The sequence below is a fragment of the Photobacterium sp. BZF1 genome, from assembly GCF_014349205.1.
Lineage (GTDB): Bacteria > Pseudomonadota > Gammaproteobacteria > Enterobacterales > Vibrionaceae > Photobacterium.
The window spans coordinates 48,939-70,829 of the sequence record NZ_JACSOF010000001.1; the positions used below are offsets into that span (position 1 = coordinate 48,939).

Here is a 21,891-nt window from a genome sequence, read left to right on the forward strand (position 1 = left end):
TTTTTATACGATTACAGCCTCGCTCATAGCCTATCCGCCTATCACTTACATTTTCTCTCTGTTAATATGCCGCGCTTGTAACAAGCTCTGCGGACATCATCAATGAAAAACAACCGAGTCAGTATTGGACTAAGCAACCCTAAAAGCCCTACCAATGTTGGGGCGGTAATGCGTGCAGCAGGCTGCTATCGAGTCGATTCTGTTAAGTATACGGGCAACCGCTACGGATATGCGGCTAAGTTCCATACCGACACCAAAGACATTACAGATAAGATCCCACTGACCAACGTAGAATCGCTACTGGATGATTTATCTGCCGACACCAAGATTGTTTGTGTCGAACTTGCAGAAGGAGCTACTGCTCTGCCGGCTTTTGAGCACCCTGAAAATGCTTTGTATGTCTTTGGCCCCGAGGACGGCACAATTGCCCAGGAGGTTGTCGATCAGGCCGATGCTGTTGTTTACGTACCTACCGTCGGTTGTATGAACCTAGCTGCAACAGTAAACGTACTGCTTTATGACCGGTTAGCAAAAGCAGAAAATGTGATTATGGGTGATGAACTTATCCGACAGAGCCGGGATAACCGTAACAACCTCGTAGTGAAAAAAGCGAATAAAAAATAAGGCCAGACTACTGGCCTAATTGAGAAAGTATCTTCCTAACGTTCGCTGCATTGTTTTCATACGCAGCGAGCATCTGTATGACGGTCAAACAATCTTCCGTTAAGTTAGATTGGTTATTTTCGATAACCGTGGCAAAAGTCGATTGCGGAAAGTCATCCCCAAGCCCCTTGGGTTCAACGTACAGCACCTTGGATTCTTGGTAATCCCGGTGGTACTTCAAGCATGGCCAACTGATCATTTCGACCGCAGCTTTGGCAATTCCACATTGCCACTCTTCACGAACCTCCTCCGGCGATTGTTCGAAATGTATCTCTTCTTCACTGCCAATATCTAACCATCGCTGCACTGATGCCAGGTAATGTTGGTGATCATAATCCTGAATCAGCTCAACAATCGAAGATGATGAATACGAAAAGCAAGCACTCATAAAATACAGCTCTGACAAGGATAACTCTTCAAGGGAAGACAATGCCGTGTTGTATGCTTTTTCATGAAGCACAGCTTCGACACGCTCTCTTTGCTTTTCTTCATGCTTACGTATTTCTTTCAGGGATTGTACACGGGCTTTACCATTGTCAATGAGTTGCTGCGCTTGCTGCAACAGCTCTATTTCAGCGGGTGAATACAACTCAATGAAGTCGACCAAAACTACGTTTTTGATGATATTGGAAGCTGTGGTCGCTTTTGCCTGCTTACTCTTCAACACGCTGCTATTTGCCAAATCAAGCATAATATCCCCCTAATAATCGAAAACAGATGCCTACGCATCGATAAGGTTAAAAAACGGATAATCAGTTATTGGGAAGGGTGAGAAAAACGGTTATTAGAAAAGGTACAGGTAGAAAATGACAAGACGTCACTTAGTTACAGTATAGAAAAGAAACTATCCAGGTTAGCGACTTAAGTTCGATTTATGATCCTTGTCTAACAATCTTAAGAGCTATTGCCGACAAGCAGAGACACTAAAGCCGCTACAGTGAACTTACAAATTAGACAACGTCCACCAGAATACCGCGCTCATTAAAGTCATCAATACAGCTAGCCGGAAACTCACTGTCAGTGATCACTTTATCAAAGCACTCGATATCCACAGCATGAAACGTTGCTACCTTGCCATATTTTGACGAGTCGCTTACGAGATAGTTTTGTTGCGATGAGGCAATAATCGCCTTCTTCACTAATACCTTTTCTTCACTTGGCGTTGAGATCCCACGCTGATTCCAAGAGGAGGTTGAAACGAAAGCCAAATCAATATTCATTTCCCGCAAGATATGCGTTGCTTGTTGACCGACACAAGACTGGTTTCCCTTATCAACCTTTCCACCCGTATGATAAATGCTGCACTCAGAATGGTTCATCAAATAACAAGCTATGGCGAAGTCATTCGTGATCACTAAAAGATCATCCCTATGGTTAAGCTGATGGGCAATTTCAAGCGTCGTCGTTCCCGCATCGAGATAAACCGTCATATTCGGTTTAATCAGTTGCGCAGCATAGAAGCCAATATCAGCCTTTTCATTACGATGCTGGTTAATTTTCACATCATGTGAATGCTCGGTATGGATTGTCTCGGTAAGTTGCACCCCACCCGATACCGACATAACACGCCCATCAGACTCTAGCTTGGCGATATCACGCCGAATAGTCATATGTGAAACGTCAAGTTGGTGAGTCAATTCACTAATGCTGATGACTTCCTGATTACCTAACAAAGTCAGGATCGTTCGTTGTCGTTCTGCCGGAATCATAATGGTTCTTCTATATCTAGTTATCTTGCACATATCTTAACAGCACAAACCGCAAAATGTGAACATTTGTTATTTTTTGAGAAAACCATCAAATAGCTCTCCCCCACTGCCTAGAAAACCAAACAGCCAACACTATAAACACAAAAAAAGAACAACAATCACCATCACCTGTCAAAAATTCACAAAACATTTCACCCACCATGTTAAAAAATGTGATGAAAAACCTAGAATATTCCTATTGAGAATCATAGAATCACAAACAAGAACACAAATTCACAAAAGTTAACATGGAGAGGCAAATGGAGAGTCAACAATTACAATCAGTTGCCGTAATTGGGCTTGGTTCGATGGGTATGGGTGCTGCTAAATCCTGCATTCAAGCTGGCCTTAACACCTATGGTGTCGATCTAAACACTGAAGCCCTCACAGAACTCGAAAAAGCAGGTGCAAAAGGTGTTTCGCATAATTGTGCTGATTTCGCCAACGTACTCGATGGAATCTTGCTATTAGTTGTGAATGCCCGCCAAGCAAAAGCTGTACTTTTTGATAATCAACTTGCCGCACAGCTAAAACCTGGTACTGCTGTGATGGTTTCTGCGACTATCTCGGCAGAAGATGCCAAAGCGATTGAGGCCGGTCTCAGTGAACATCAATTAATTATGCTTGATGCGCCAGTTTCAGGTGGAGCGGCGAAAGCCAATATTGGTGAAATGACCATTATGGCATCAGGCCCAGAGGAAGCCTTTACCAAGCTTAAGCCTGTACTCGATGCAACAGCAGGTAAGGTTTACAACATTGGCTCCGAGATCGGTATGGGTGCCACAGTCAAAATTATCCACCAGCTGCTTGCAGGTGTTCACATTGCTGCAGGTGCCGAAGCCATGGCCCTTGCCGCCCGAGCCAATATCCCTCTGGATTTAATGTACGACGTGGTAACCAACGCTGCGGGCAATTCATGGATGTTCGAAAACCGAATGAAGCACGTCGTGGATGGCGACTACACACCGACATCAATGGTCGACATTTTTGTTAAAGATCTCAACCTTGTCTCTGATACTGCAAAAGATCTGAAATTCCCACTTCCTCTCGCCTCTACAGCACTGAACATGTTCACCAGCGCCAGTAATGCAGGTTTTGGCCAGGAAGACGACAGTGCGGTCATTAAGATTTTCGACGGTATCGAACTGCCTAAGAAGGAGCAATAACCATGTTACTAGGAGTTATAGCTGACGATTTTACCGGCGCAACAGATATTGCTGGCTTTCTCGTTGAAAACGGCATGCGCACCATTCAACTCAATGGTGTCCCAGAAACCAAGATAGATATTGACGCCGATGCGGTCGTTATCAGCCTAAAATCACGTTCTTGCCCTGTTAACGAGGCTATCGAAACCTCAGTTGAAGCCCTTAACTGGCTACAGCAGCAAGGCTGCCAACAGTTCTACTTTAAATACTGCTCAACATTCGACAGTACTCGCGAAGGCAATATCGGCCCTGTCACCGATGCCTTGCTCGAAGCCCTAAATGAAGAATTCACTATCGTTTGCCCTGCACTACCGGTTAACGGGCGTACTGTATTCAATGGCCACTTGTTTGTCATGGGTGAATTACTTTCTGACTCGGGTATGCGTAACCACCCAGTTACCCCGATGACAGATTCAAGCCTTGTACGTTTGATGGACGCACAATCGACAGGGACAACAGGCCTGGTTAACTACCAAACTATCGAGCAAGGGGCGCAGGCTGTTACAGAACGCTTCTTGGCCATTGCCCAAGAAGGCCAGCGCTATGCGGTTGTTGATTCCTTCAACCAAGCCCACCTTGAAACATTGGGTGAAGCAGCAAAATCACTCAAATTGGTAACAGGCGGCTCTGGTCTTGCGTCAGGTATTGCCAAAAACTGGGCCGAAAATTTAAGTGACCAGTCATCAGCAAAAGAAGCCGGTAAACCTCAACAAGCCAAGACTGTGGTTCTATCAGGTTCCTGTTCAGTCATGACCAATCAACAAGTTGCCACTTACGCTAAAAAAGCACCAAGTCTAGCATTGGATGTTAAAGCGTGCCTTGAGCAGCAAGATTACTGTGAATCCATCTTCAAGTGGGTGCTTGAAAACCTTGATGCTGGCTTCGCACCTATGGTTTATGCCACCGCAGAGCCAGAAGTACTAAAAGCTATCCAAGCTCAATATGGCGCTCAGGCGTCCAGCCAAGCGGTTGAACAATTATTCAGCCAACTAGCCCACCAGCTAAAAGAGAATGGCGTAGAGAACTTCATTGTCGCGGGCGGCGAAACATCCGGTGTTGTAACCCAAAGCCTTGGTGTTAAAGGTTTCCATATCGGCCCTCAGATTGCACCGGGTGTGCCTTGGGTCAAAGCGGTAGACAGCAACCTGTCACTGGCACTGAAATCAGGCAACTTTGGTGACGTCAACTTCTTTGAAACGGCACAAGGGTTCTACCATGACTGAACAACAACTCAGGGAGCAAATGGTAACGCTTGCTCGCTCGATGTTCGAACGAGGTTACGCCACCGGCGGCGCGGGTAACCTTTCTCTCAAACTGCCTAACGGGCACTTTCTCGCCACACCAACAGGCTCTTCTTTTGGCCGTTTGGATGCGGAGCGTTTATCGGTTGTGGATATTGACGGTAACCATATTTCAGGTGACCGCCCTTCGAAAGAAGTCGCGTTCCACTTGGCGATTTACCGAAACAACAGTGAATGCAATGCCATTGTTCATTTGCACTCGACCTACCTAACAGCACTTTCGTGTTTGCAAGGACTGGATACCGACAATGCTATTAAGCCGTTCACGCCTTATTTCGTTATGCGTATAGGGAAACTACCCGTGATCCCTTACCTACGTCCGGGGGATCCTCGCATCGCTGAAGAGTTAGCAAAACGGGCTAAAGATTACCGTGCCTTCTTGCTAGCTAACCACGGCCCAGTTGTTACAGGTAGCGACCTTATTGATGCCGTCGACAATGCCGAAGAATTGGAAGAAACCGCGAAACTCGCATTGATGTTAGATGGCAAACCAATCAGATACCTAAGCCAAGAAGAAATTACTGACCTACAAGGGAGAGGCAAATAATGGCTAAGTTCGCAGCAAATCTCACCATGCTATTTACCGAAGTACCTTTTTTAGAGCGCTTTGAGCAAGCACACCAAGCCGGTTTTAAGGCCGTGGAATACCTTTTCCCATATGCCTTTGATGCTGAAGTGCTTGCGAGTGAACTAAAGAAATATGGCTTCGAACAAGCATTGTTCAATATGCCTCCGGGTGATTGGGATGCTGGCGAGCGTGGCTTTGCCGCAATCCCTGGCCGTGAAGATGAGTTCCGTGCCAGTGTCGACACGGCATTGAACTACGCTCTCACCCTAGGCTGTAAAAAAGTTCACGCAATGTCAGGTATTGTCGATAACGCCTTTAGCTACCAACAACATGTTGACACCTTCATTAGCAACATTCGTTTTGCCGCTGATGTGTTTGCTGAACACGGCATTGAACTAATGATTGAGCCACTGAACAACCGTGATGTGCCTGGGTACTTCATCTCACGCCAGCGTGAGGCGGTTGAACTTATTAAGCAGGTTGATCGTCCGAATGTGAAGCTGCAGCTGGACCTCTACCACGCCCAAATTATGGATGGTGACTTATCTGTACTTATCCGTGATTTGGCTAACTACACCGGCCATATCCAGATTGCTTCGGTGCCTGAACGACACGAGCCAAGTGAGGGCGAGCTTAACTACCCTCACCTGTTCAATATGTTGGACGAGTCAGGCTACATCGGTTGGATTGGATGCGAGTACAACCCTAGAACAAACACCCAGGCGGGTCTGCAATGGGTTCAACCTTATTTATAAATCAATAACAAATTATAAGTAGCCACAGGTTGGCTACTTCAATCAAACGACGTGAAAAAACAGGGAATGAAAATGAATATAGTGATTACCGGCGGAGCTGGATTTATCGGTACCCTACTTGCCGAATCCCTCCTAAAGAACAATGATGTTAATAAAATCACCCTTGTCGATATTCAGGAATCAAAATTAGTTGGCACAGATCCAAGGCTTGAATCCATTAATATCGATATGACTCTCCCTCACAATGTTGACCAAGTGATTACCGATAAAGTCACCCATGTTTTTCATTTAGCGGCCATTGTGTCGAGCCATGCCGAGGAAGACTTCGACCTTGGAATGTCAGTCAACCTAGAAACTACCCAACTGCTACTGGAAAAATGCCGTCAGACCAATCCGGCAATTCGTTTTGTTTTCTCCAGTTCATTGGCTGTGTTCGGTGGCACCCTGCCGGATGAAATTCTACCTATGACCGCCATGCAACCTGTATCGAGTTATGGCACACAAAAGGCCATTGGCGAATTGCTTGTTAACGATTATGCACGCAAAGGGTATGTTGATGCTGTTACAGTAAGGCTACCTACAATTTGTATACGCCCGGGCAAACCAAATAAGGCCGCAAGCTCTTTTGTCAGTGGAATCATCCGCGAACCTTTAAATGGCCAAGAGTCAAACTGCCCTGTCGATCCTGAGTTGAAGCTATGGATCTCTAGCCCAAACAAAGTTGTAGAGAACATCGCTCGCGCAGGCTTTATCTCAACACAACAACTCAATCAGTTAAGTTTCCGAACACTTAACCTCCCGGGATTTCAAGTTACCCCGTCAGAGATGATTGCGAACATGAATGCCGTTGTCGGTAAAGACTTATCGCATTACATATCCTTTGAGGCCGATGCTCAAATTAACCGCATCGTTAGCAGCTGGCCGCAGTGCATCAATAATGATATTGAGAAAACTCTTGGCTTTGTGGCAGACAGCAACTTCACTGAGGTGCTAGCCCATTTCCTAAATTCAGAGAATAAAGAAACGGAGGCAACATTATGATTCTTCCAACTTCTGTTGTCGGCCTAATTATTGCTGTCGCGGTATTGGTTTTTCTAGTACTTCGTACAAAGGTTCACGTGCTTATTGCCATGCTAGCAGCTGCATGTATCGCTGGTATCATCGGAGGTCTCAGTGTTAATGACACCATGTCGACTATCAGTGCTGGGTTTGGTGGCACCCTAGGTGGAATAGGTATTGTCATCGGTCTTGGTGTAATGATGGGCGCAATCCTTGAAACAACTGGAGCCGGCGAATCTATTGCCTACCATTTCATCAAGTGGTTAGGGAAAAAGAAAGAAGAGACCGCTTTGGCAGTAACTGGATACATAGTCTCTATTCCCGTTTTCGTAGACAGTGCTTTAATTATCCTCTACCCAATTGCCAAGTCTCTTTCTAAGACATCACAGCGCTCTATCTTGACCTTGACTGTTGCTCTAGCCGGTGGCCTAGTTGTAGCCCACCACGCAATACCACCGACTCCTGGCCCCCTTGGTGTAGCCAGTATCTTCGGGGTTGATTTGGCATCAATGCTTGGCTTTGGTCTTGCCGTGGCGGCTCCATGTATCATGGGTATTGTTTGGTACGCTCGCTGGCTTGAAAAGCACTTCCCTGAATTTGTACCTGTAGAGCACCTGAGTAAAACAGATGAACAACTTGCCAAAGATCATACTGACTACCTAGCCAGCAAGGAAAATAAGAACTTACCGACACTTGGGCGCTCAATTGCACCAATCATCGTCCCAATTGTATTGATTCTATTTAAATCCCTGATGGCATTGTTCGAAAGCAACTTTGGTTTTGAAGGTTTATCTCAGAGTGTTATTGGCCAATTCATTGATTTCGTAGGTAGTCCGGTTATCGCTCTATCTATTGCAACCTTACTTGCAATCTACACACTAGGGAATCATCTAAGCAAAGAACAAGTCACAGAAAAATTAGAAGAAGGTATCTCAACCTGCGGGATCATTTTACTTGTTACCGGTGCCGGTGGTGCACTTGGTGCAGTACTTCGTGAAACTGGGGCGGGTGCAGAAATTGCCAACCAAGTTGCATCATTACCCATTTCACCAATCATGATCCCATTCATCATTGCGACCTTGGTCCGTATAATACAGGGTAGTGGTACTGTATCGATGATTACGGCAGCCTCTATCTCGGCCCCTGTTCTTATCGAAATCCCAGACGTAAACTTACTCTTTGCCGCCACCGCTGCCACTATGGGGAGCTTATTTGCTGGCTATTTCAATGATTCGTTGTTCCACATCGTCAACCGCTTAATGGGTGTGACCGAAGTGAAGAAGCAACTTGTTATCTGGACTATCCCTACGACCATTGCCTGGGCGATTGGTGGGACCTTAGTAATGGTGTTAAATCTAGTATTCGGTTCACAAGGTTCAATTATCGATCCATTGCTACCGTTGCTGGTATTAGTTGGTTGCTACTTCTTTATTCGTTCTTATGACAAGAAAAATAGTGAACACCTCGCACCCACTAACTCCTAACCATTGGTAGAGTGTCATTTTAAGGGAGGCAAAATGCCTCCCTTTTCTATTTCACTGTTAATGAATGACACCAATCAGCCCAATATCACTCTGGGTGACAATGCCTTTCTTATCAACCTCAAATACAAGTCCTGACTCAGTCTCGAACGACAACAGATTTTCATTCAATGTCAGCTTAGCTACTGAAAGAGAAGAGTATGAATGATCACTGATTTTCACATAGTTATGAAAATATGATGCATGCCGCGAGGTTGCCATCACTGTATCTCCATATTTCACATCTATCTTAAAATCACCAATGCTGGTATCAAGTGCCACATAATTATCTTCTTTTGCACACACACGTATACTCTTTACGACAAAAATAACGTCTTCTTGTAGTTGAGGGCTGTAGTACTCATAATTCTCTTTCACGAAGCAACCGTTGGGCTTCTCTTTCGCGATTGCAGAAAGGTTTTCGAATTCCGATTGTGGAATAAAGCTGTAGTTTATTTGTTCCTGCCCTAGCGCCAAAATCAGCTGCTCTCTAAAATCAACCATATCTTTATTGGTCATCTCAGCATCTTTAAGCAGATACTGAACATTAAGAGCCTGTGTCGCTGCTTTTTCACTGAGTACCTGAATCAGCTCGCTCTTCTGTAAATCCATCGGGATCACCTTTGAAGGTTCATCTTTACTTGGGCTAGCACACCCGAAAAGAAGCATCGATAAGATTGCCATTAACGCAAATTTTTTCATCCTAACACCAACTGGTTAAGTTAACTCACCGCAAATATAAAACACCGTTCAATATTTTAGCAAGAAAAGTTATTATTTTTATTCTTCCCCTAAATCACCAAATACCGCGATTTTCTTTTAGAGGCTTAGTTAGCAAATTTATACTTGATGCGAGGACTATAACAGATGAAAAGCAAAAAGTTGTTATCTGGCATCAATAATTATGAACACTGCTCAAAACTCAAGCAAGATACCTAACTCAAGAAAGATACCTGAGCCACTAGTACCTCAAGTAAACAATTGTTGTATATAACAACGTGATGCCCTGTTCGACAGGGCATCTGGGAAAGCTATCGTGGTTTAGCCACATATTCATAATTATCACCACGACGCTTGTAGTAGTGATTGTCGATAATGGCGTAGGTCGCACCTGCAATCACAGCAAAAGTAGCGATTTCAGGAAGACGGCTACGGTGATAATGACGGTGCTTGGGGTATTTATGTACAACCACAACTTTCTTATGTTTCTTTTTAGGCGGCTTTTTCTTCACCACCACGACATGGTGCTTATGTTTGTGCTTGTGCTTATGATGCTTGTGTTTGTGGTGGTGATGATGGTGGTGATGTTTATGCCCTTTTGCCTCTGCTACATTGGGTACAGTTATCCCCGCAGTGGCAATGATCACCGCGATAGCGCTCGTCATCAGGACTTTTGTCAATGATTGCTTATTTTTAGGCAGTTGCTTTGATTCCGCTCTAAGTAGTAGTTTCATGGTTTAGCTCCACTCTTTTTTATGGCGCTAGGTTACTTTCCCCAGTGAAAAACAATGTTCGATTTCTGTAAAATTTCGTCAAGCGGACAGTCAAAAACCCTAGAGATATTAATGGTACTGATTAAGTGATTGAATTGTTGGTAACCCTCGAAAAATCCCCTTACATTTCAACTAGAGCAAAAAAACTATTCCAGTTTTGCAATCTAGGATTCTTTATTCAGATAGTTCATTTTCTCGCCACCGGCGTATAGTTAACCACATCAACAAAGCATTTGTTGATGGGAGATGATGTTCCTCCTTTAACCGCCCTACTGGGATGATGACGTCTAACAACAACGGCAATGAATGGCCGGGGATCCTTAATGACACTGTGCTCTCACAGTGCATCTAGGTATGTTGTTAGCGTTAAAACTCCTCCTCCATTCTTTGCTCAAAAATACACCTGTTAGAGATGAGCAAAAGCAATGCAATATTCAACTGAAATCCAGAACATGTGCCCAATCCAGAGAGGGCCTCAACACCAATCATCCCCTATCCCTGTCGAAGGGCGCTGGGTTCACCCCAAAGATGTTATCGCTATTTCCGGGGTCAGCCACGGCGTCGGCACTTGTGCGCCTCAGCAAGGCGCGGCCAAACTTACCCTTAATGTCAAAGACGGCGTTATCGAAGAGGCCCTTATTGAGACTATTGGCTGTTCGGGCATGACCCACTCTGCGGCAATGGCTTCCGAACTTATCACTGGCAAAACCATTCTTGAGGCACTGAATACTGATTTGGTGTGTGATGCCATCAACGTCGCGATGCGCGAAATCTTCCTGCAGTATGTCTATGGCCGAACTCAAACCGCCTTCTCATTGGATGGCCTACCCATTGGTGCCGGTCTTGAAGATTTAGGGAAAGGCTTACGCAGCCAGGTAGGCACCCATTACGGTACGAGTGCCAAGGGGCCACGTTATATGGAAATGGCCGAAGGGTATGTAACCGAACTGGCCTTAGATAAAAATGATGAAATTATCGGTTACCGCTTCGTCAACCTTGGGAAAATGATGGAATCCATCGCCAAAGGAACCGCTGCCGACGAAGCGATGCAGTTGGCAACTGGCCAATATGGTCGATTCGACGAGGCAGTCAAAACCATTGACCCACGCCGGCAATAACGAGATTAGTGATTACCTTTGCACCAAGAGTGACAGTGTCACTAACCGTATAGCAAGAATTAAATTTCCCGAGGACATCATCATGGCCGCTTTATTCGAAAACTACGACCGCCGCATTAACCAAATCCAGCCATTGCTGGAACAGTACGGCTTCACCTCTCTGAACGACGCCCTAGACTATTGTATAGAACACAAGGTTAACCCTTACGAAATCGTCAAAGAAACCCAACCTATTGCATTTGAAAATGCAGCTTGGGCGTATGTTCTAGGGGCCGCCATTGCATTAAAAGATGAATGCCAAAGCGCCGCTGAAGCGGCAGAAGATATCGGGCAAGGCTTGCAAGCCTTCTGTATCCCAGGCTCGGTAGCTGACCAACGTATGGTAGGATTAGGACACGGGAAATTAGCCGCACGCCTACTCAGTGAAGATACACAATGCTTCTGTTTTCTCGCCGGCCATGAGTCTTATGCTGCGGCAGAGGGCGCAATCAAAATTGCCCTCAATGCCAATAAAGTTCGCCGCCAACCACTCCGGGTGATCCTCAATGGTCTTGGCAAAGATGCTGCCTACTTAATTTCCCGAATCAATGGCTTTAACTATGTCCAAACCCAGTATGATTACGACACAGGAAAGCTCGCTGTTGTCTCAGAGCGCCGCTTCTCACAGGGACCACGAGGCGAAATCAACTGCTATGGTGCCGACGATGTTCAGGAAGGCGTAGCTATTATGCATCGAGAAAACGTCGACATTTCGATAACGGGCAACTCAACCAACCCTACCCGCTTCCAACACCCCGTCGCAGGTACTTATAAGAAAGAATGCTTGGAACAAAGCAAACCGTATTTTTCGGTCGCATCAGGTGGTGGCACTGGCCGTACACTCCACCCCGATAATGTGGCAGCTGGCCCAGCTTCTTATGGAATGACAGATACCATGGGAAGGATGCACTGTGATGCCCAATTTGCTGGCTCATCATCCGTACCAGCCCATGTTGAGATGATGGGGTTGGTAGGTATGGGCAACAACCCGATGGTTGGCGCAACGGTTGCGGTAGCTGTAGCTATTGAGCAGGCTTTGAAACCAGCTACTCATTAAGAAAAGCTTGTTCAAACTATCTAAACTTTGGCCCAACCTTTGGACATGAAACTAAAAAGGTTGGGCTGGCTATTGCACCTTCTAACCGAGTTCGAAAGTGGTGACACCGAAAGTACGGTTGACTGAAATCTCAGGGGTTTCGCCGGTATACATGCGGGCGGTAGTAAAAACAGGCTCCATGCTGTATTTTTCAGCCAAAGCCACACCAGCTAGGTTAACTTCCGGCACATCCAGATAAATATTATCTGTTGGCGTTGCTTTGGACTTAAGGGCGAGAAAGAGTTCCCCAGCCAACAAGGCATCATTGGCAAAAAGCGGCCCGATCTTAAAGCCATTTCGACATGGGCGGATCACTCCATAACCCACCAGTTTACCTGCTTGTTTAATACCCAATGCACTAGATCCAGTTTGTCCTATCCAGTGTTTTAAAAAAACATGCCTTTCCGTAGGGAAAAAAGCGGAATCATAGTCCTGAACTTCACTAAATGGCAGTTCATTGAGATCAACCAAGCCAATACCTTCAGGCTCATCACCTCCACCAAAGCCTTCAAAACGGATATTGCCATAAGCGAGTTTAAATCCTGATTGTTTATAGTTGCCCTGCTGCTCAACAACGCCGTCTAAACCCACATTACAGCCTTCGAGATATTTCAGCCCTGCCTGCCACAGCTTGAGACCATAACCTTTGCCTCGAAACTCGGGCTTTACGATATAGAAACCCAGAAAGCCATAGCTGTTGTCATACTTCACTACAGAGATTGAGGCTATCGCCTCATCACCGAGAAAACCCATTAGAAAGCCATTCGGATCTGCCGCATGGAATGACTCGATATCATGTAGCCCCGGATTCCAACCTTCAGCAGCCGCCCAATCTACCGCTTTTGCTAGATCCTGCTTCGACATAACTTTGATGTGATAGTTTTCTTCTGCCATGTTTTCCCACCTTTACTCTTGCCCCACCCTAATATGCTAATGGTAGATTATATTTGTACTTGAATTGGGTAGAGGGGGGCTAATAACTAGCGTAACGGGTCAAACTGGCTCGGGCTACTAGCAGAAAAGTATGGTTTATTTTCAAATTTCATTTGAGAATATATCAAAGGTTCTCCTGTTCTCAGACAGGCTTACTGCATCTACTATTCATTACATCAGCACGGCACACGCCGGCGTTACAGACAAACATTGTTTTTTCGAATAGAGGAAGTCCCATGACTAAGCTAACCATTGTTGCCAACATCATTGCCAAACAAGATAAAATTGAACTCGTCAAAGCAGAGCTATTAAAGCTTATCGATGTGACCCGAGCCGAAGATGGTTGCATCAACTACGATCTTCACCAAGACAATGAAAACCCAGCGCACTTCCTGTTTTTTGAAAACTGGACATCACGTGAATTATGGCAACAGCACATGGGCAACAAGCACCTTGCTGATTACTTGGCTGCAACTGAAGGGTGCGTAGAACAATTTACCGTAAACGAAATGACTCAAATCGCTTAAATTACCGCTCTTAATCACGCCCAAAAAAATTACCCATCGCCGCTTATTGCGGCGATGGATTTATACATCTCATCTAAGCAGGTTACTAAAAGTTAACTACTTGAAGATAGTGGTATTCGTGTCCACAATGAGCACTGTAATTCAAACAATCTATACCAATGGAGTGAAACATGGATTATTCGGTGAAGCTCAAAGCAGGTAACGATTTCCCTGCCCTAACAGCAACAACCCTCGATGGCTCTGAAGTAAAACTGGGCGAGCCTCAAGGTGATGCAACTTGGCAAGCCGTATTTGTCTACCGTGGCAAGCATTGCCCTCTTTGTACCCAGTACCTCAATGATCTTGAAAATTACAAACAAGCTTTCGCAGATGCTGGGGTTGATATCCTCGCGGTCTCTGCAGACTCTAAAGCGCAGCTAGAAGCCCACCTTGAAAAACTCGATATCTCTTTCCCTATTGCTTACGGGCTAACTGAAGAGCAAATGAAAACCTTAGGTGTTTACATTTCCCTGCCGCGTTCCGAGCAGGAAACAGACCATAACTTTGCCGAGCCGGGCTTGTTTGTGGTCAACGAACACGGAAAGTTGCACGTGGTCGACATATCCAACAACCCATTTGTCCGTCCTGAACTTGGCGCTTTAACCCGCGGTCTTGCTTGGATCAGAAACCCTGACAACCACTACCCAATCCGCGGTACGTTGGATTATTGATTAACTGAAAAAAAGATGAAGGCGGAACTCCAGCCTTCATCTTTTTATTACGCTTATTCAACTGAGACGTTGCTGAGCTAATTACATACCGCTGCCCGCACTGATAAATACGTCATAGAAAAATGCACGTCCCATCAACTCTGAAGCTAGTACGATAGCGAAACTGGCAAAGGCTACAGACTTGGTGCTATGGTTGCCCTTGGTTGCGCTGACCAGCCAGAAAATGATCCCTGCCATCAACAAACCGACACGAATCAGAGCCACACGGAATGAATAGTCCACCACCTCAAATGGGTTTACGTGGACGTTTAGCTGACCAAGCCATACCAAATATGCCGCGTACCCCATCAAAGCAATAGTGCCAAAGGCCGCAGCCGAAACGGCAAGGGTTTTATCCGCTTTCGCCGCCAACTCTCCCATTCCCTTGGCTTGCAAGCGAAGCATTACCGCTGCAGCAATAGGCCCAAGAACCGCAGCCGTCATCAAGAACTGGAATGAGGTAAACGGCGTGTTCCAAGTCGGTACAGTGGCCAACGTATACACATTTGCAATCGCAAGGATGAAAACCAGCCCCATCACCATTGCGATTGGCAACAGGAATTTCCGAACATCTGGCCTGATATCAAAAAGGCGCATACCGGTATATGCAGCGCCCGCACCACCAAATAGGCTAAGGCCGACAATCTCAAGGCTAAGTGCGCTACCGTGGGCAAGACCAAACATAACGTTAAACATACGGAATGGTTGGCCTAGGTGGGTGACAGACGCCATAGCACCGACACCCAGCAGGACAAAGACCGCAATGAAACTCTGGGTCATCACCTTCTCATTGGGTTTTAGCCGCATTTCAACCAGGCCTAAGGCAATGAACATACCGACAGCAGCCTGTGCCAAGACAGTAAAGATAACAAGTGATAGCTGGCTCATGCCCCCACCTCCGTTGGATTCTGGATTTTCCCTTTGGTATCACCACTTAGTTTGCTGTTGGAGCAAGTGCTAACAATCAGGTTCGGGCTTGTCAAACGAGGATCAGGCAACGGTGCAATGTCGGCCCGTGCGCCATATTTCTCACGCAGCTCATGAATCGGCCCAAAGTCCAAGGCACGCAGCGGGCAGGACTCCACACAAACTGGCTTTTGCCCAGTGCCGATACGCTCATAGCAACCATCACATTTGGTCATGTGTTTCTTTTCAGGGTTGTACTGCGGTGCACCATAAGGGCAAGCCATTTCGCAATAGCGACACCCTACACACACATCGCCATCAACAACAACCAAGCCATCTTCTTTTCTTTTGTGCATTGCACCGGTTGGACAAGCCTTGGTACAGGCAGGGTTGCTACAATGATTGCAACTCACCGACATGTAGTAGGCGAAAACATCATTGGTATAGGTACCGTCAGTGCCCATTACCCAGTCACCACCTGCGTATTCATATACCCGACGCCAATTCACACCAACCGGCAGGTCACTTCTATCTTTGCAAGATACCTGGCACGTTTTGCAGCCTGTGCACTTACTGGTATCAACGTGAAAACCATACTGAGTCATTTATACCCGCTCCTTAGACTTTTGCGACTTCAACGAGGATGGAGTGCTGGCCGTTGCCCTTGGACAATGGTGTTGCACGCTGATTGGTAAGTGTATTGACACAACCCCCTAAATCGACGCCGTTTTTATCCGGCGAGTACCAAGCGCCCTGACCTAAGCCGACAACACCGGGCATGATTCGTGGCGTAACCTTCACAGCCATACGGATCTCACCGCGGTCATTCCAGATTTTGACGTGGTCTCCACTTTGCAAGCCACGCTTGTTGGCATCAATTGGGTTGATCCACAGCCCGTCAAAGACGGCTTCGCGCAGCCACGGGATATTATGGTACGTAGAATGCGTACGCCCCTTGGTGTGATAGCCTGCAATTTGTAACGGGAAGTCCTTAGCCCTTGGGTCTAAATGACTGTCCCAACTAACCACATACTGAGGCAGTGGTGTCACGATGTCGCCCTCGACCAAATCCCATTCTTTGGCAATGGTCTCAAGCTTCGTGGAATAGATTTCGATCCGGCCTGATGGGGTTCCTACCGGGTTGGCAACAGGGTCTTTACGGAAATCTTCCAATGCGATACGCCCTTCTTTCGGGGCGACAATCCGGTACGGACCCTGCTTACGCAAATCTGCCAAGCTCGGGATCGCTGGGTCTTGCTTCATTCGTTCGCTATAAAGGAATTCCAACCACTCATCATGAGTGCGACCTTCCGTAAACTGTTCGTATAAACCAAAACGCTTTGAAAGTTCGGCACACATTTCATATACGCTCTTGGTTTCAAACAGTGGCTCAATAACCCTTTCAAGCGGGAACAGAGCGGCCATCGAACCCGAAGAGTAGCCGTCTGAGCTAACTTCGGTATTTTCAAGCGTAGTCACATCTGGCAGCAGCAAATCAGCCCAGCGAGCAGAAGCTGTCATGTGGTTATCACACACTACGATAAACTCACAAAGTGACTCATCTCCCAAGATCTCTGCCTGACGGTTCAAGCCCGCATGCTGGTTCATCAACACGTTACTGGCACAGGAAATAATAAACTTGATAGGATTTTCTAGCTTATCGCCGCCTTGTAGGCCATCAGATTTATCCGTCATTTCATGGTGACGCCAGATAGCATCCACCCACTTGAAGAAGGTAACCCGGGTTGAAATGGGATTTGAGCCGACAGGTAAGCGAGGCGCAGGATAGCCATAGTTAGCTGGCATATCGCCGGTATTCGTGCCCGCAAGGCCAATGTTACCCGTAAGAATTGGCAACATTACGATTGCACGGGATGTTTGCTCACCATTGGACTGGCGCTGGATACCCGTCCCCTGAGTAATAAAGCAAGGTTTAGCGGTACCAATTTCACGGGCTAGTTGAATAATTTTCTTGGCTGAAACACCGGTAATTTTAGATGCCCATTGAGGTGTTTTCTCTATACCATCAGGCCCTTGCCCAAGAATATGCGCTTTATAATGACCATTTTCAGGTGCGCTGTCAGGCAGGGTTTTCTCATCAAAACCTTGGCAGTACTTATCGAGGAAATCCTGATCAACCAGGTTCTCGGTGATCAACACATGGGCGATACCTTCAACCAAAGCAGCATCAGTACCCGGACGGATTGGGATCCACTCATCTTCTTTACCCAGCATGGTATCGGTATAGCGTGGGTCGATAATGATGGTACGCACGTTGCGCTTACGCTGGGCATTAATATGTTCGTGGATCTCACCGCCGCCACTCATTCGTGTTTCAGCCGGGTTGTAACCGAACATCACCAGCAGCTCGGCATTTTCAATTTCCGTGGTATAGGAGCCGTAAGCCGATGGCTTGGAACTGCCATAGGTAAAAGGTAGTGCAAACTGGATTTGGCCCCAGCTGTAGTTACCGTAGTAGTCGAGGAAACCACCCATCAGGTTCATTAGGCGCTTAAAGCAATCTTTGCCGTCTGTACGCAGCCCTTGGGTGCCAGAGCCATAGGTAATATGCACTGCGTCGTTGCCGTACTCTTTGAGGGTATACTTCAGCTTGTCCGCCATTAAATCAAAGGCTTCATCCCAGCTAATACGTTGGAAGCGGCCTTCGCCACGCTTACCAATACGTTTCATCGGATACTTGAGCCGATCTGGGTTGTATACCCGGTGCTTGATTGAGCGGCCTCGCAGGCAAGCTCGTATCTGGTGCTGGCCGAATTCGCTGTCATCACCCCGGTTATCCGTTTCAATTTGGGTGATCACCCCATCTTTGGTATGCACCCGAAGGGCACATCGACTTCCGCAGTTCACCATACAAGCTGACCAAGCTGTATTTGTATCACCGGCAGGTATTTCAGGTTCTTCGGCTGCCACCGTTTTGAACGGCAAAGGTGCCATTGCCACGCCACCAACAGCCGCCCCCCACTTCATGAATGTCCGGCGTCTCATTTTAGAGAAATCCGTATCGCTCATCCTCTACTCCGTAATCAGTATTGATATAAATTAAGTTGCCCATGTCCCATTGCACTTATCATGGGAAAAACAAAAAAGATGAGTTGATGTACGGGTACCGAGATGTCGTAAAGGTATTGCTATCAACTCATCCATCGCTAAAAATTCTTTATAGCGAACAAAAATCCGTTATAGTGTCCAACGGATTTTTTGCATTGTCAATTTGAGATTGTTGTTAATAGAGGTAGCGCTTGTTGCCATTCAGCGCATCAATAGGTTGCTTTCTGCATTCTTCAGACCTAACACTCTGTAATTAAACCCTTTATATTCGAGTTGCGAAGCTCGTATACAGCAACTATGATTCACCCTCTTTAGGCGCTGTCTGTCAGCGTTAAAGCCAGTGGTGATGTTGGTCATCTAAGCAACAAGTTTCAAAAGAGGTAAAAATGGACGACTTTTCCGTGTTGGGGGACAACTTAAAAAGCACCCGTAAGAAAATGGGCCTAAGTCTCGACAAAGTGTCTGCTATGACGGGTGTCAGCAAAACCATGCTGAGCCAGATAGAAAGATCGGAGTCGATGCCGACCATTGCCACCGTTTGGAAAATCGCTAACGGGCTCAAAATTAAACTGGAAACTTTGCTGGAAAACTCATCCTCAGAGGTTGATGTACAGAATATCGAAGATATGATTCCGGTGATGGATGATGACGGTAAAATGATCATCCATAGTATTTTTCCTTTCTCGCCGACTAGCGGTTATGAAGTATTCCACGGCACCTTCAAGCCTGGCTGCAATTATTCAAAATCGAATCATACAAACAGCACCACAGAGCAAATTTTCGTTAATCAGGGTGTACTTGAATTAGTAGTGAGCGGCCAGTCTTATGTGCTCAAAGCGGGTAGCTCCATTACTTTCGATTCAATGCAAGAGCACAGATATATCAACCCTGGTGATGAAGATGCCAAAGTGGTGATCATCGTCAACTATTAACAAAATGGATTTGTGACGCAAAAAGGTCATAGTCTTGCAAACTAACTGTCATCCCCCTTGCATAGTCTCTATCGAAACTGAGCGAATGCCGTTAGAAAACGGCTTAGCAAAAGCTAACGTATACAAAAAAGATGATAGGAACACAGTTTGACAACCAATAACTCTGCACACATTAACTCTACAAACAAGCAGCCGGCAAAAAAAGTGACACCTTACCTCGCGATTTTCGATTTAGATGAAACATTGATTGCTGCTGACTCTGCTAGCCTATGGAGTGCCTACTTGGTCGAGAAGGGTGTGGCGCCATCATCACTTCTGCAAGAAGAAAAAGAGATGATGGAAGCCTACGCCAAAGGCCAGATGGATATGGACGACTATATGCAGGCAACACTCAAGCCGATGATTGGTATGGATGATACAGCCATCGCAGGTTTAGTGGATGAGTTCATTGTTCAGCGCATCAAGCCTGCGCTATACCAAGATGCGATTGAGCGAATTGAGTGGCACAAGCGCCGTGGCGATACCATTTTGGTGATATCGGCTACCGGTGAGCACCTAGTTAAACCTATTGCTCAACTACTCGGTGCTGACGACGCCATTGCCATAAATCTGGAACAGGTCGATGGTAAATTCACTGGTAAGACAACAGGTACACTCAGTTACCAATATGGAAAGGTGATCAGGATGAAAGCTTGGCTCGACCAACAAGATACCACGTTCAAAGGCAGTTACGGATACAGCGACTCTATCAACGACCTTCCACTATTGGACGCAGTCGATCGCCCATTTGCCGTCAACCCGGACCCTGCACTGGCGCTTCACGCCCAGATGAATGAGTGGACTATCATGGATTGGCGCCACGATAACAATATCCTGCGCTGAAGCTCCCCTCTTTACATAAACCGTCGTCATTCAAGGCGACGGTTTAACAGCCATTAAATCTTTGATTCATCCTCATCCGTTAATTCATATTTATCTCTAGCACCCAATGTTATTCAGATAATTTGATGTTGTTGTTCAATTGTTAGTACTTATGTTCTTGACAGTGATGTCTACAATAACCGTATAAGTGACATACGGTAGAACAAGATGAACAAGGACAGAAAGACATACGATGGATTATCCATCTTCATTCACTGGCTTACAGCCCTCACCGTGATAGGGCTATTTGCAGTAGGCTTGTGGATGGTTGACCTCAATTATTATTCGCAGTGGTATAAGCCTGTTCCCCACTGGCATAAATCAGTCGGCATCTGCCTTGCTCTGCTAACGCTCTTCAGGTTGATATGGAAGCACGTCAAAAAACAACCAGCAATTGAAGGCGCGGCATGGGAAATCGCTGCAGCAAAAATGGCACATGGCCTCATCTACATTTTGCTTCTCTGTATATTCATGTCTGGCTATCTCATTTCAACAGCCGATGGACGTGCAATCGAAGTCTTCGACTGGTTCGCAGTACCGTCTATGGGGGAGTTATTCCCTAACCAAGCAGATATTGCAGGAGAGGTGCACTATTACCTCGCCTTTGCCCTTATCGGACTCGCTAGCTTGCATGCCCTCGCGGCGCTCAAGCACCACTTCATAAATAAAGACAACACCCTAAAAAAAATGTTGGGAGTAAAGTAAATGAAAAAGCACATCATCGCCATGGGACTAATGGCAGCGGCATCTGTTTCAGGTATTGCTCAAGCGGCTGATTACGCCATTGATACAAAAGGTGCTCATGCCTCTATCAACTTCAAAGTCGATCACCTGGGCTATAGCTTCATCAAAGGTCGTTTTAATACTTTTGACGGTACGTTTAGCTACGATCCACAAAACTTGTCAGCTTCTAAAGTAAAAGTGAATGTTGATACCACCAGCCTTGACAGTAACCATGCTGAGCGTGATAAGCACTTACGCAGTGCCGATTTTATTGATGCGGGTAAGTTCTCAACTGCAACATTTACCTCAACCAAAGTAGAGCCAAAAGGCAATGGCGAGATGACCATCTTTGGTGAGCTAAGCCTGCACGGTCAAACCAAACCTATTGCCATTGATGCCCAATTCATTGGTGAAGGTGAAGACCCATGGGGTGGCTACCGCGCCGGTTTCACTGGCACCACCCGTATCGAGTTTAAAGATTTTGGTATTCAAGTAATGGGCTCTTCAAGCTATGCCGATATCGAACTTCATGTTGAAGGCATTCGCCAATAACCATCTCAATGTCA

General features: G+C 46.1%; 23 protein-coding genes and 1 riboswitch. Of the genes, 15 read left to right on the forward strand and 8 right to left on the reverse strand.

The genetic code is table 11. From position 1 onward, the window contains the following. The first annotated feature begins 102 nt into the window (after positions 1–102). Positions 103–624 carry an RNA methyltransferase gene (locus BIZ37_RS00220; protein ID WP_107296272.1) on the forward strand — a complete coding sequence of 174 codons (522 nt, stop codon included), beginning with the start codon at positions 103–105 and terminating at the stop codon, positions 622–624. A gap of 7 nt (positions 625–631) precedes the next feature. On the opposite strand, the gene BIZ37_RS00225 is transcribed toward BIZ37_RS00220, so the two are convergent. Together BIZ37_RS00225 and BIZ37_RS00230 are read right to left on the reverse strand one after the other, a co-directional pair. Next, positions 632–1,354, reverse strand: a complete 723-nt coding sequence (locus BIZ37_RS00225) for a hypothetical protein (protein ID WP_187459795.1) — start codon at positions 1,352–1,354, stop codon at positions 632–634. A gap of 259 nt (positions 1,355–1,613) precedes the next feature. After that, complete coding sequence (locus BIZ37_RS00230; RefSeq protein ID WP_107296270.1) at positions 1,614–2,372, reverse strand: DeoR/GlpR family DNA-binding transcription regulator; 759 nt, start codon at positions 2,370–2,372, stop codon at positions 1,614–1,616. Between the two features lie 299 nt (positions 2,373–2,671). On the opposite strand from BIZ37_RS00230, the gene ltnD reads away from it, so the two are divergent. From ltnD to BIZ37_RS00260, 6 genes are all read left to right on the forward strand, one after another. Then, positions 2,672–3,577 carry an L-threonate dehydrogenase gene (gene ltnD / locus BIZ37_RS00235; protein WP_187459796.1) on the forward strand — a complete coding sequence of 302 codons (906 nt, stop codon included), beginning with the start codon at positions 2,672–2,674 and terminating at the stop codon, positions 3,575–3,577. 2 nt (positions 3,578–3,579) lie between these two features. After that, on the forward strand, positions 3,580–4,839 hold the full coding sequence (otnK, locus tag BIZ37_RS00240) for a 3-oxo-tetronate kinase (protein WP_187459797.1): 1,260 nt from the start codon (positions 3,580–3,582) through the stop codon (positions 4,837–4,839). Beyond that, positions 4,832–5,464: an aldolase gene (locus BIZ37_RS00245; protein ID WP_187459798.1), complete on the forward strand. Its 633-nt coding sequence runs from the start codon at positions 4,832–4,834 to the stop codon at positions 5,462–5,464. Before otnK ends, BIZ37_RS00245 begins: the two co-directional genes overlap by 8 nt. Further along, positions 5,464–6,240 carry a 2-oxo-tetronate isomerase gene (gene otnI, locus BIZ37_RS00250; protein ID WP_187459799.1) on the forward strand — a complete coding sequence of 259 codons (777 nt, stop codon included), beginning with the start codon at positions 5,464–5,466 and terminating at the stop codon, positions 6,238–6,240. Before BIZ37_RS00245 ends, otnI begins: the two co-directional genes overlap by 1 nt. 72 nt (positions 6,241–6,312) lie before the next feature. Beyond that, positions 6,313–7,281, forward strand: a complete 969-nt coding sequence (denD, locus tag BIZ37_RS00255; protein ID WP_187459800.1) for a D-erythronate dehydrogenase — start codon at positions 6,313–6,315, stop codon at positions 7,279–7,281. Then, a complete protein-coding gene (locus BIZ37_RS00260; RefSeq protein ID WP_187459851.1) occupies positions 7,281–8,783 on the forward strand; it encodes an SLC13 family permease in 1,503 nt (500 codons plus the stop codon). Before denD ends, BIZ37_RS00260 begins: the two co-directional genes overlap by 1 nt. A gap of 57 nt (positions 8,784–8,840) precedes the next feature. On the opposite strand, the gene BIZ37_RS00265 is transcribed toward BIZ37_RS00260, so the two are convergent. Continuing rightward, the gene (locus tag BIZ37_RS00265) at positions 8,841–9,521 is read right to left on the reverse strand and encodes a hypothetical protein (protein WP_187459801.1); all 681 of its coding nucleotides are present in this window, start codon (positions 9,519–9,521) and stop codon (positions 8,841–8,843) included. Positions 9,522–9,850: 329 nt separating this feature from the next. Further along, positions 9,851–10,273, reverse strand: coding sequence for a hypothetical protein (locus BIZ37_RS00270; RefSeq protein WP_187459802.1), 423 nt, complete (start codon positions 10,271–10,273; stop codon positions 9,851–9,853). Positions 10,274–10,545: 272 nt separating this feature from the next. Then, positions 10,546–10,609: riboswitch (Fluoride riboswitch) on the forward strand. A 128-nt stretch (positions 10,610–10,737) separates the two neighbouring features. On the opposite strand from BIZ37_RS00270, the gene BIZ37_RS00275 reads away from it, so the two are divergent. Then, the gene (locus BIZ37_RS00275; protein ID WP_187459803.1) at positions 10,738–11,430 is read left to right on the forward strand and encodes an iron-sulfur cluster assembly scaffold protein; all 693 of its coding nucleotides are present in this window, start codon (positions 10,738–10,740) and stop codon (positions 11,428–11,430) included. Positions 11,431–11,512: 82 nt separating this feature from the next. Then, positions 11,513–12,526, forward strand: coding sequence for a GGGtGRT protein (locus tag BIZ37_RS00280; protein ID WP_187459804.1), 1,014 nt, complete (start codon positions 11,513–11,515; stop codon positions 12,524–12,526). Positions 12,527–12,607: 81 nt separating this feature from the next. On the opposite strand, the gene BIZ37_RS00285 is transcribed toward BIZ37_RS00280, so the two are convergent. Then, the gene (locus tag BIZ37_RS00285; protein ID WP_187459805.1) at positions 12,608–13,459 is read right to left on the reverse strand and encodes a GNAT family N-acetyltransferase; all 852 of its coding nucleotides are present in this window, start codon (positions 13,457–13,459) and stop codon (positions 12,608–12,610) included. Positions 13,460–13,734: 275 nt separating this feature from the next. Here BIZ37_RS00285 and BIZ37_RS00290 point away from each other — a divergent pair, with 275 nt between their 5' ends. Both BIZ37_RS00290 and BIZ37_RS00295 read left to right on the forward strand, forming a co-directional pair. Further along, positions 13,735–14,025, forward strand: coding sequence for a putative quinol monooxygenase (locus BIZ37_RS00290; protein ID WP_187459806.1), 291 nt, complete (start codon positions 13,735–13,737; stop codon positions 14,023–14,025). Positions 14,026–14,195: 170 nt separating this feature from the next. Next, complete coding sequence (locus BIZ37_RS00295) at positions 14,196–14,735, forward strand: peroxiredoxin family protein (protein ID WP_187459807.1); 540 nt, start codon at positions 14,196–14,198, stop codon at positions 14,733–14,735. Between the two features lie 81 nt (positions 14,736–14,816). Here BIZ37_RS00295 and BIZ37_RS00300 read toward each other — a convergent pair whose 3' ends face one another. From BIZ37_RS00300 to BIZ37_RS00310, 3 genes are read right to left on the reverse strand one after another with little or no spacing between them, the layout of a single operon-like run. After that, complete coding sequence (locus BIZ37_RS00300; protein WP_187459808.1) at positions 14,817–15,662, reverse strand: DmsC/YnfH family molybdoenzyme membrane anchor subunit; 846 nt, start codon at positions 15,660–15,662, stop codon at positions 14,817–14,819. After that, positions 15,659–16,285: a DMSO/selenate family reductase complex B subunit gene (locus BIZ37_RS00305; protein ID WP_039469785.1), complete on the reverse strand. Its 627-nt coding sequence runs from the start codon at positions 16,283–16,285 to the stop codon at positions 15,659–15,661. Before BIZ37_RS00305 ends, BIZ37_RS00300 begins: the two co-directional genes overlap by 4 nt. A 13-nt stretch (positions 16,286–16,298) precedes the next feature. Next, positions 16,299–18,710 carry a DMSO/selenate family reductase complex A subunit gene (locus tag BIZ37_RS00310; protein ID WP_187459809.1) on the reverse strand — a complete coding sequence of 804 codons (2,412 nt, stop codon included), beginning with the start codon at positions 18,708–18,710 and terminating at the stop codon, positions 16,299–16,301. A gap of 425 nt (positions 18,711–19,135) precedes the next feature. Here BIZ37_RS00310 and BIZ37_RS00315 point away from each other — a divergent pair, with 425 nt between their 5' ends. From BIZ37_RS00315 to BIZ37_RS00330, 4 genes are all read left to right on the forward strand, one after another. Continuing rightward, positions 19,136–19,681, forward strand: coding sequence for a helix-turn-helix domain-containing protein (locus tag BIZ37_RS00315; protein WP_187459810.1), 546 nt, complete (start codon positions 19,136–19,138; stop codon positions 19,679–19,681). 147 nt (positions 19,682–19,828) lie between these two features. After that, positions 19,829–20,563: an HAD family phosphatase gene (locus BIZ37_RS00320; RefSeq protein ID WP_222939531.1), complete on the forward strand. Its 735-nt coding sequence runs from the start codon at positions 19,829–19,831 to the stop codon at positions 20,561–20,563. A gap of 207 nt (positions 20,564–20,770) precedes the next feature. Continuing rightward, a complete protein-coding gene (locus tag BIZ37_RS00325) occupies positions 20,771–21,307 on the forward strand; it encodes a cytochrome b (RefSeq protein ID WP_187459811.1) in 537 nt (178 codons plus the stop codon). Then, positions 21,308–21,877 carry a YceI family protein gene (locus tag BIZ37_RS00330; protein WP_187459812.1) on the forward strand — a complete coding sequence of 190 codons (570 nt, stop codon included), beginning with the start codon at positions 21,308–21,310 and terminating at the stop codon, positions 21,875–21,877. Positions 21,878–21,891 lie beyond the last annotated feature (14 nt).

Bases quoted from the DNA above. Each gene is read 5' to 3' on its own strand.
- BIZ37_RS00270 (WP_187459802.1), bottom strand. From the start codon at position 10,273: ATGAAACTACTACTTAGAGCGGAATCAAAGCAACTGCCTAAAAATAAG.
- BIZ37_RS00285 (WP_187459805.1), bottom strand. From the start codon at position 13,459: ATGGCAGAAGAAAACTATCACATCAAAGTTATGTCGAAGCAGGATCTA.
- BIZ37_RS00245 (WP_187459798.1), top strand. From the start codon at position 4,832: ATGACTGAACAACAACTCAGGGAGCAAATGGTAACGCTTGCTCGCTCG.
- BIZ37_RS00330 (WP_187459812.1), top strand. From the start codon at position 21,308: ATGAAAAAGCACATCATCGCCATGGGACTAATGGCAGCGGCATCTGTT.
- BIZ37_RS00220 (WP_107296272.1), top strand. From the start codon at position 103: ATGAAAAACAACCGAGTCAGTATTGGACTAAGCAACCCTAAAAGCCCT.
- BIZ37_RS00265 (WP_187459801.1), bottom strand. From the start codon at position 9,521: ATGAAAAAATTTGCGTTAATGGCAATCTTATCGATGCTTCTTTTCGGG.
- BIZ37_RS00310 (WP_187459809.1), bottom strand. From the start codon at position 18,710: ATGAGCGATACGGATTTCTCTAAAATGAGACGCCGGACATTCATGAAG.
- ltnD (WP_187459796.1), top strand. From the start codon at position 2,672: ATGGAGAGTCAACAATTACAATCAGTTGCCGTAATTGGGCTTGGTTCG.
- denD (WP_187459800.1), top strand. From the start codon at position 6,313: ATGAATATAGTGATTACCGGCGGAGCTGGATTTATCGGTACCCTACTT.
- BIZ37_RS00300 (WP_187459808.1), bottom strand. From the start codon at position 15,662: ATGAGCCAGCTATCACTTGTTATCTTTACTGTCTTGGCACAGGCTGCT.
- BIZ37_RS00315 (WP_187459810.1), top strand. From the start codon at position 19,136: ATGGACGACTTTTCCGTGTTGGGGGACAACTTAAAAAGCACCCGTAAG.
- BIZ37_RS00295 (WP_187459807.1), top strand. From the start codon at position 14,196: ATGGATTATTCGGTGAAGCTCAAAGCAGGTAACGATTTCCCTGCCCTA.
- BIZ37_RS00225 (WP_187459795.1), bottom strand. From the start codon at position 1,354: ATGCTTGATTTGGCAAATAGCAGCGTGTTGAAGAGTAAGCAGGCAAAA.
- BIZ37_RS00305 (WP_039469785.1), bottom strand. From the start codon at position 16,285: ATGACTCAGTATGGTTTTCACGTTGATACCAGTAAGTGCACAGGCTGC.
- otnK (WP_187459797.1), top strand. From the start codon at position 3,580: ATGTTACTAGGAGTTATAGCTGACGATTTTACCGGCGCAACAGATATT.
- BIZ37_RS00275 (WP_187459803.1), top strand. From the start codon at position 10,738: ATGCAATATTCAACTGAAATCCAGAACATGTGCCCAATCCAGAGAGGG.
- BIZ37_RS00290 (WP_187459806.1), top strand. From the start codon at position 13,735: ATGACTAAGCTAACCATTGTTGCCAACATCATTGCCAAACAAGATAAA.
- BIZ37_RS00280 (WP_187459804.1), top strand. From the start codon at position 11,513: ATGGCCGCTTTATTCGAAAACTACGACCGCCGCATTAACCAAATCCAG.
- BIZ37_RS00325 (WP_187459811.1), top strand. From the start codon at position 20,771: ATGAACAAGGACAGAAAGACATACGATGGATTATCCATCTTCATTCAC.
- otnI (WP_187459799.1), top strand. From the start codon at position 5,464: ATGGCTAAGTTCGCAGCAAATCTCACCATGCTATTTACCGAAGTACCT.
- BIZ37_RS00230 (WP_107296270.1), bottom strand. From the start codon at position 2,372: ATGATTCCGGCAGAACGACAACGAACGATCCTGACTTTGTTAGGTAAT.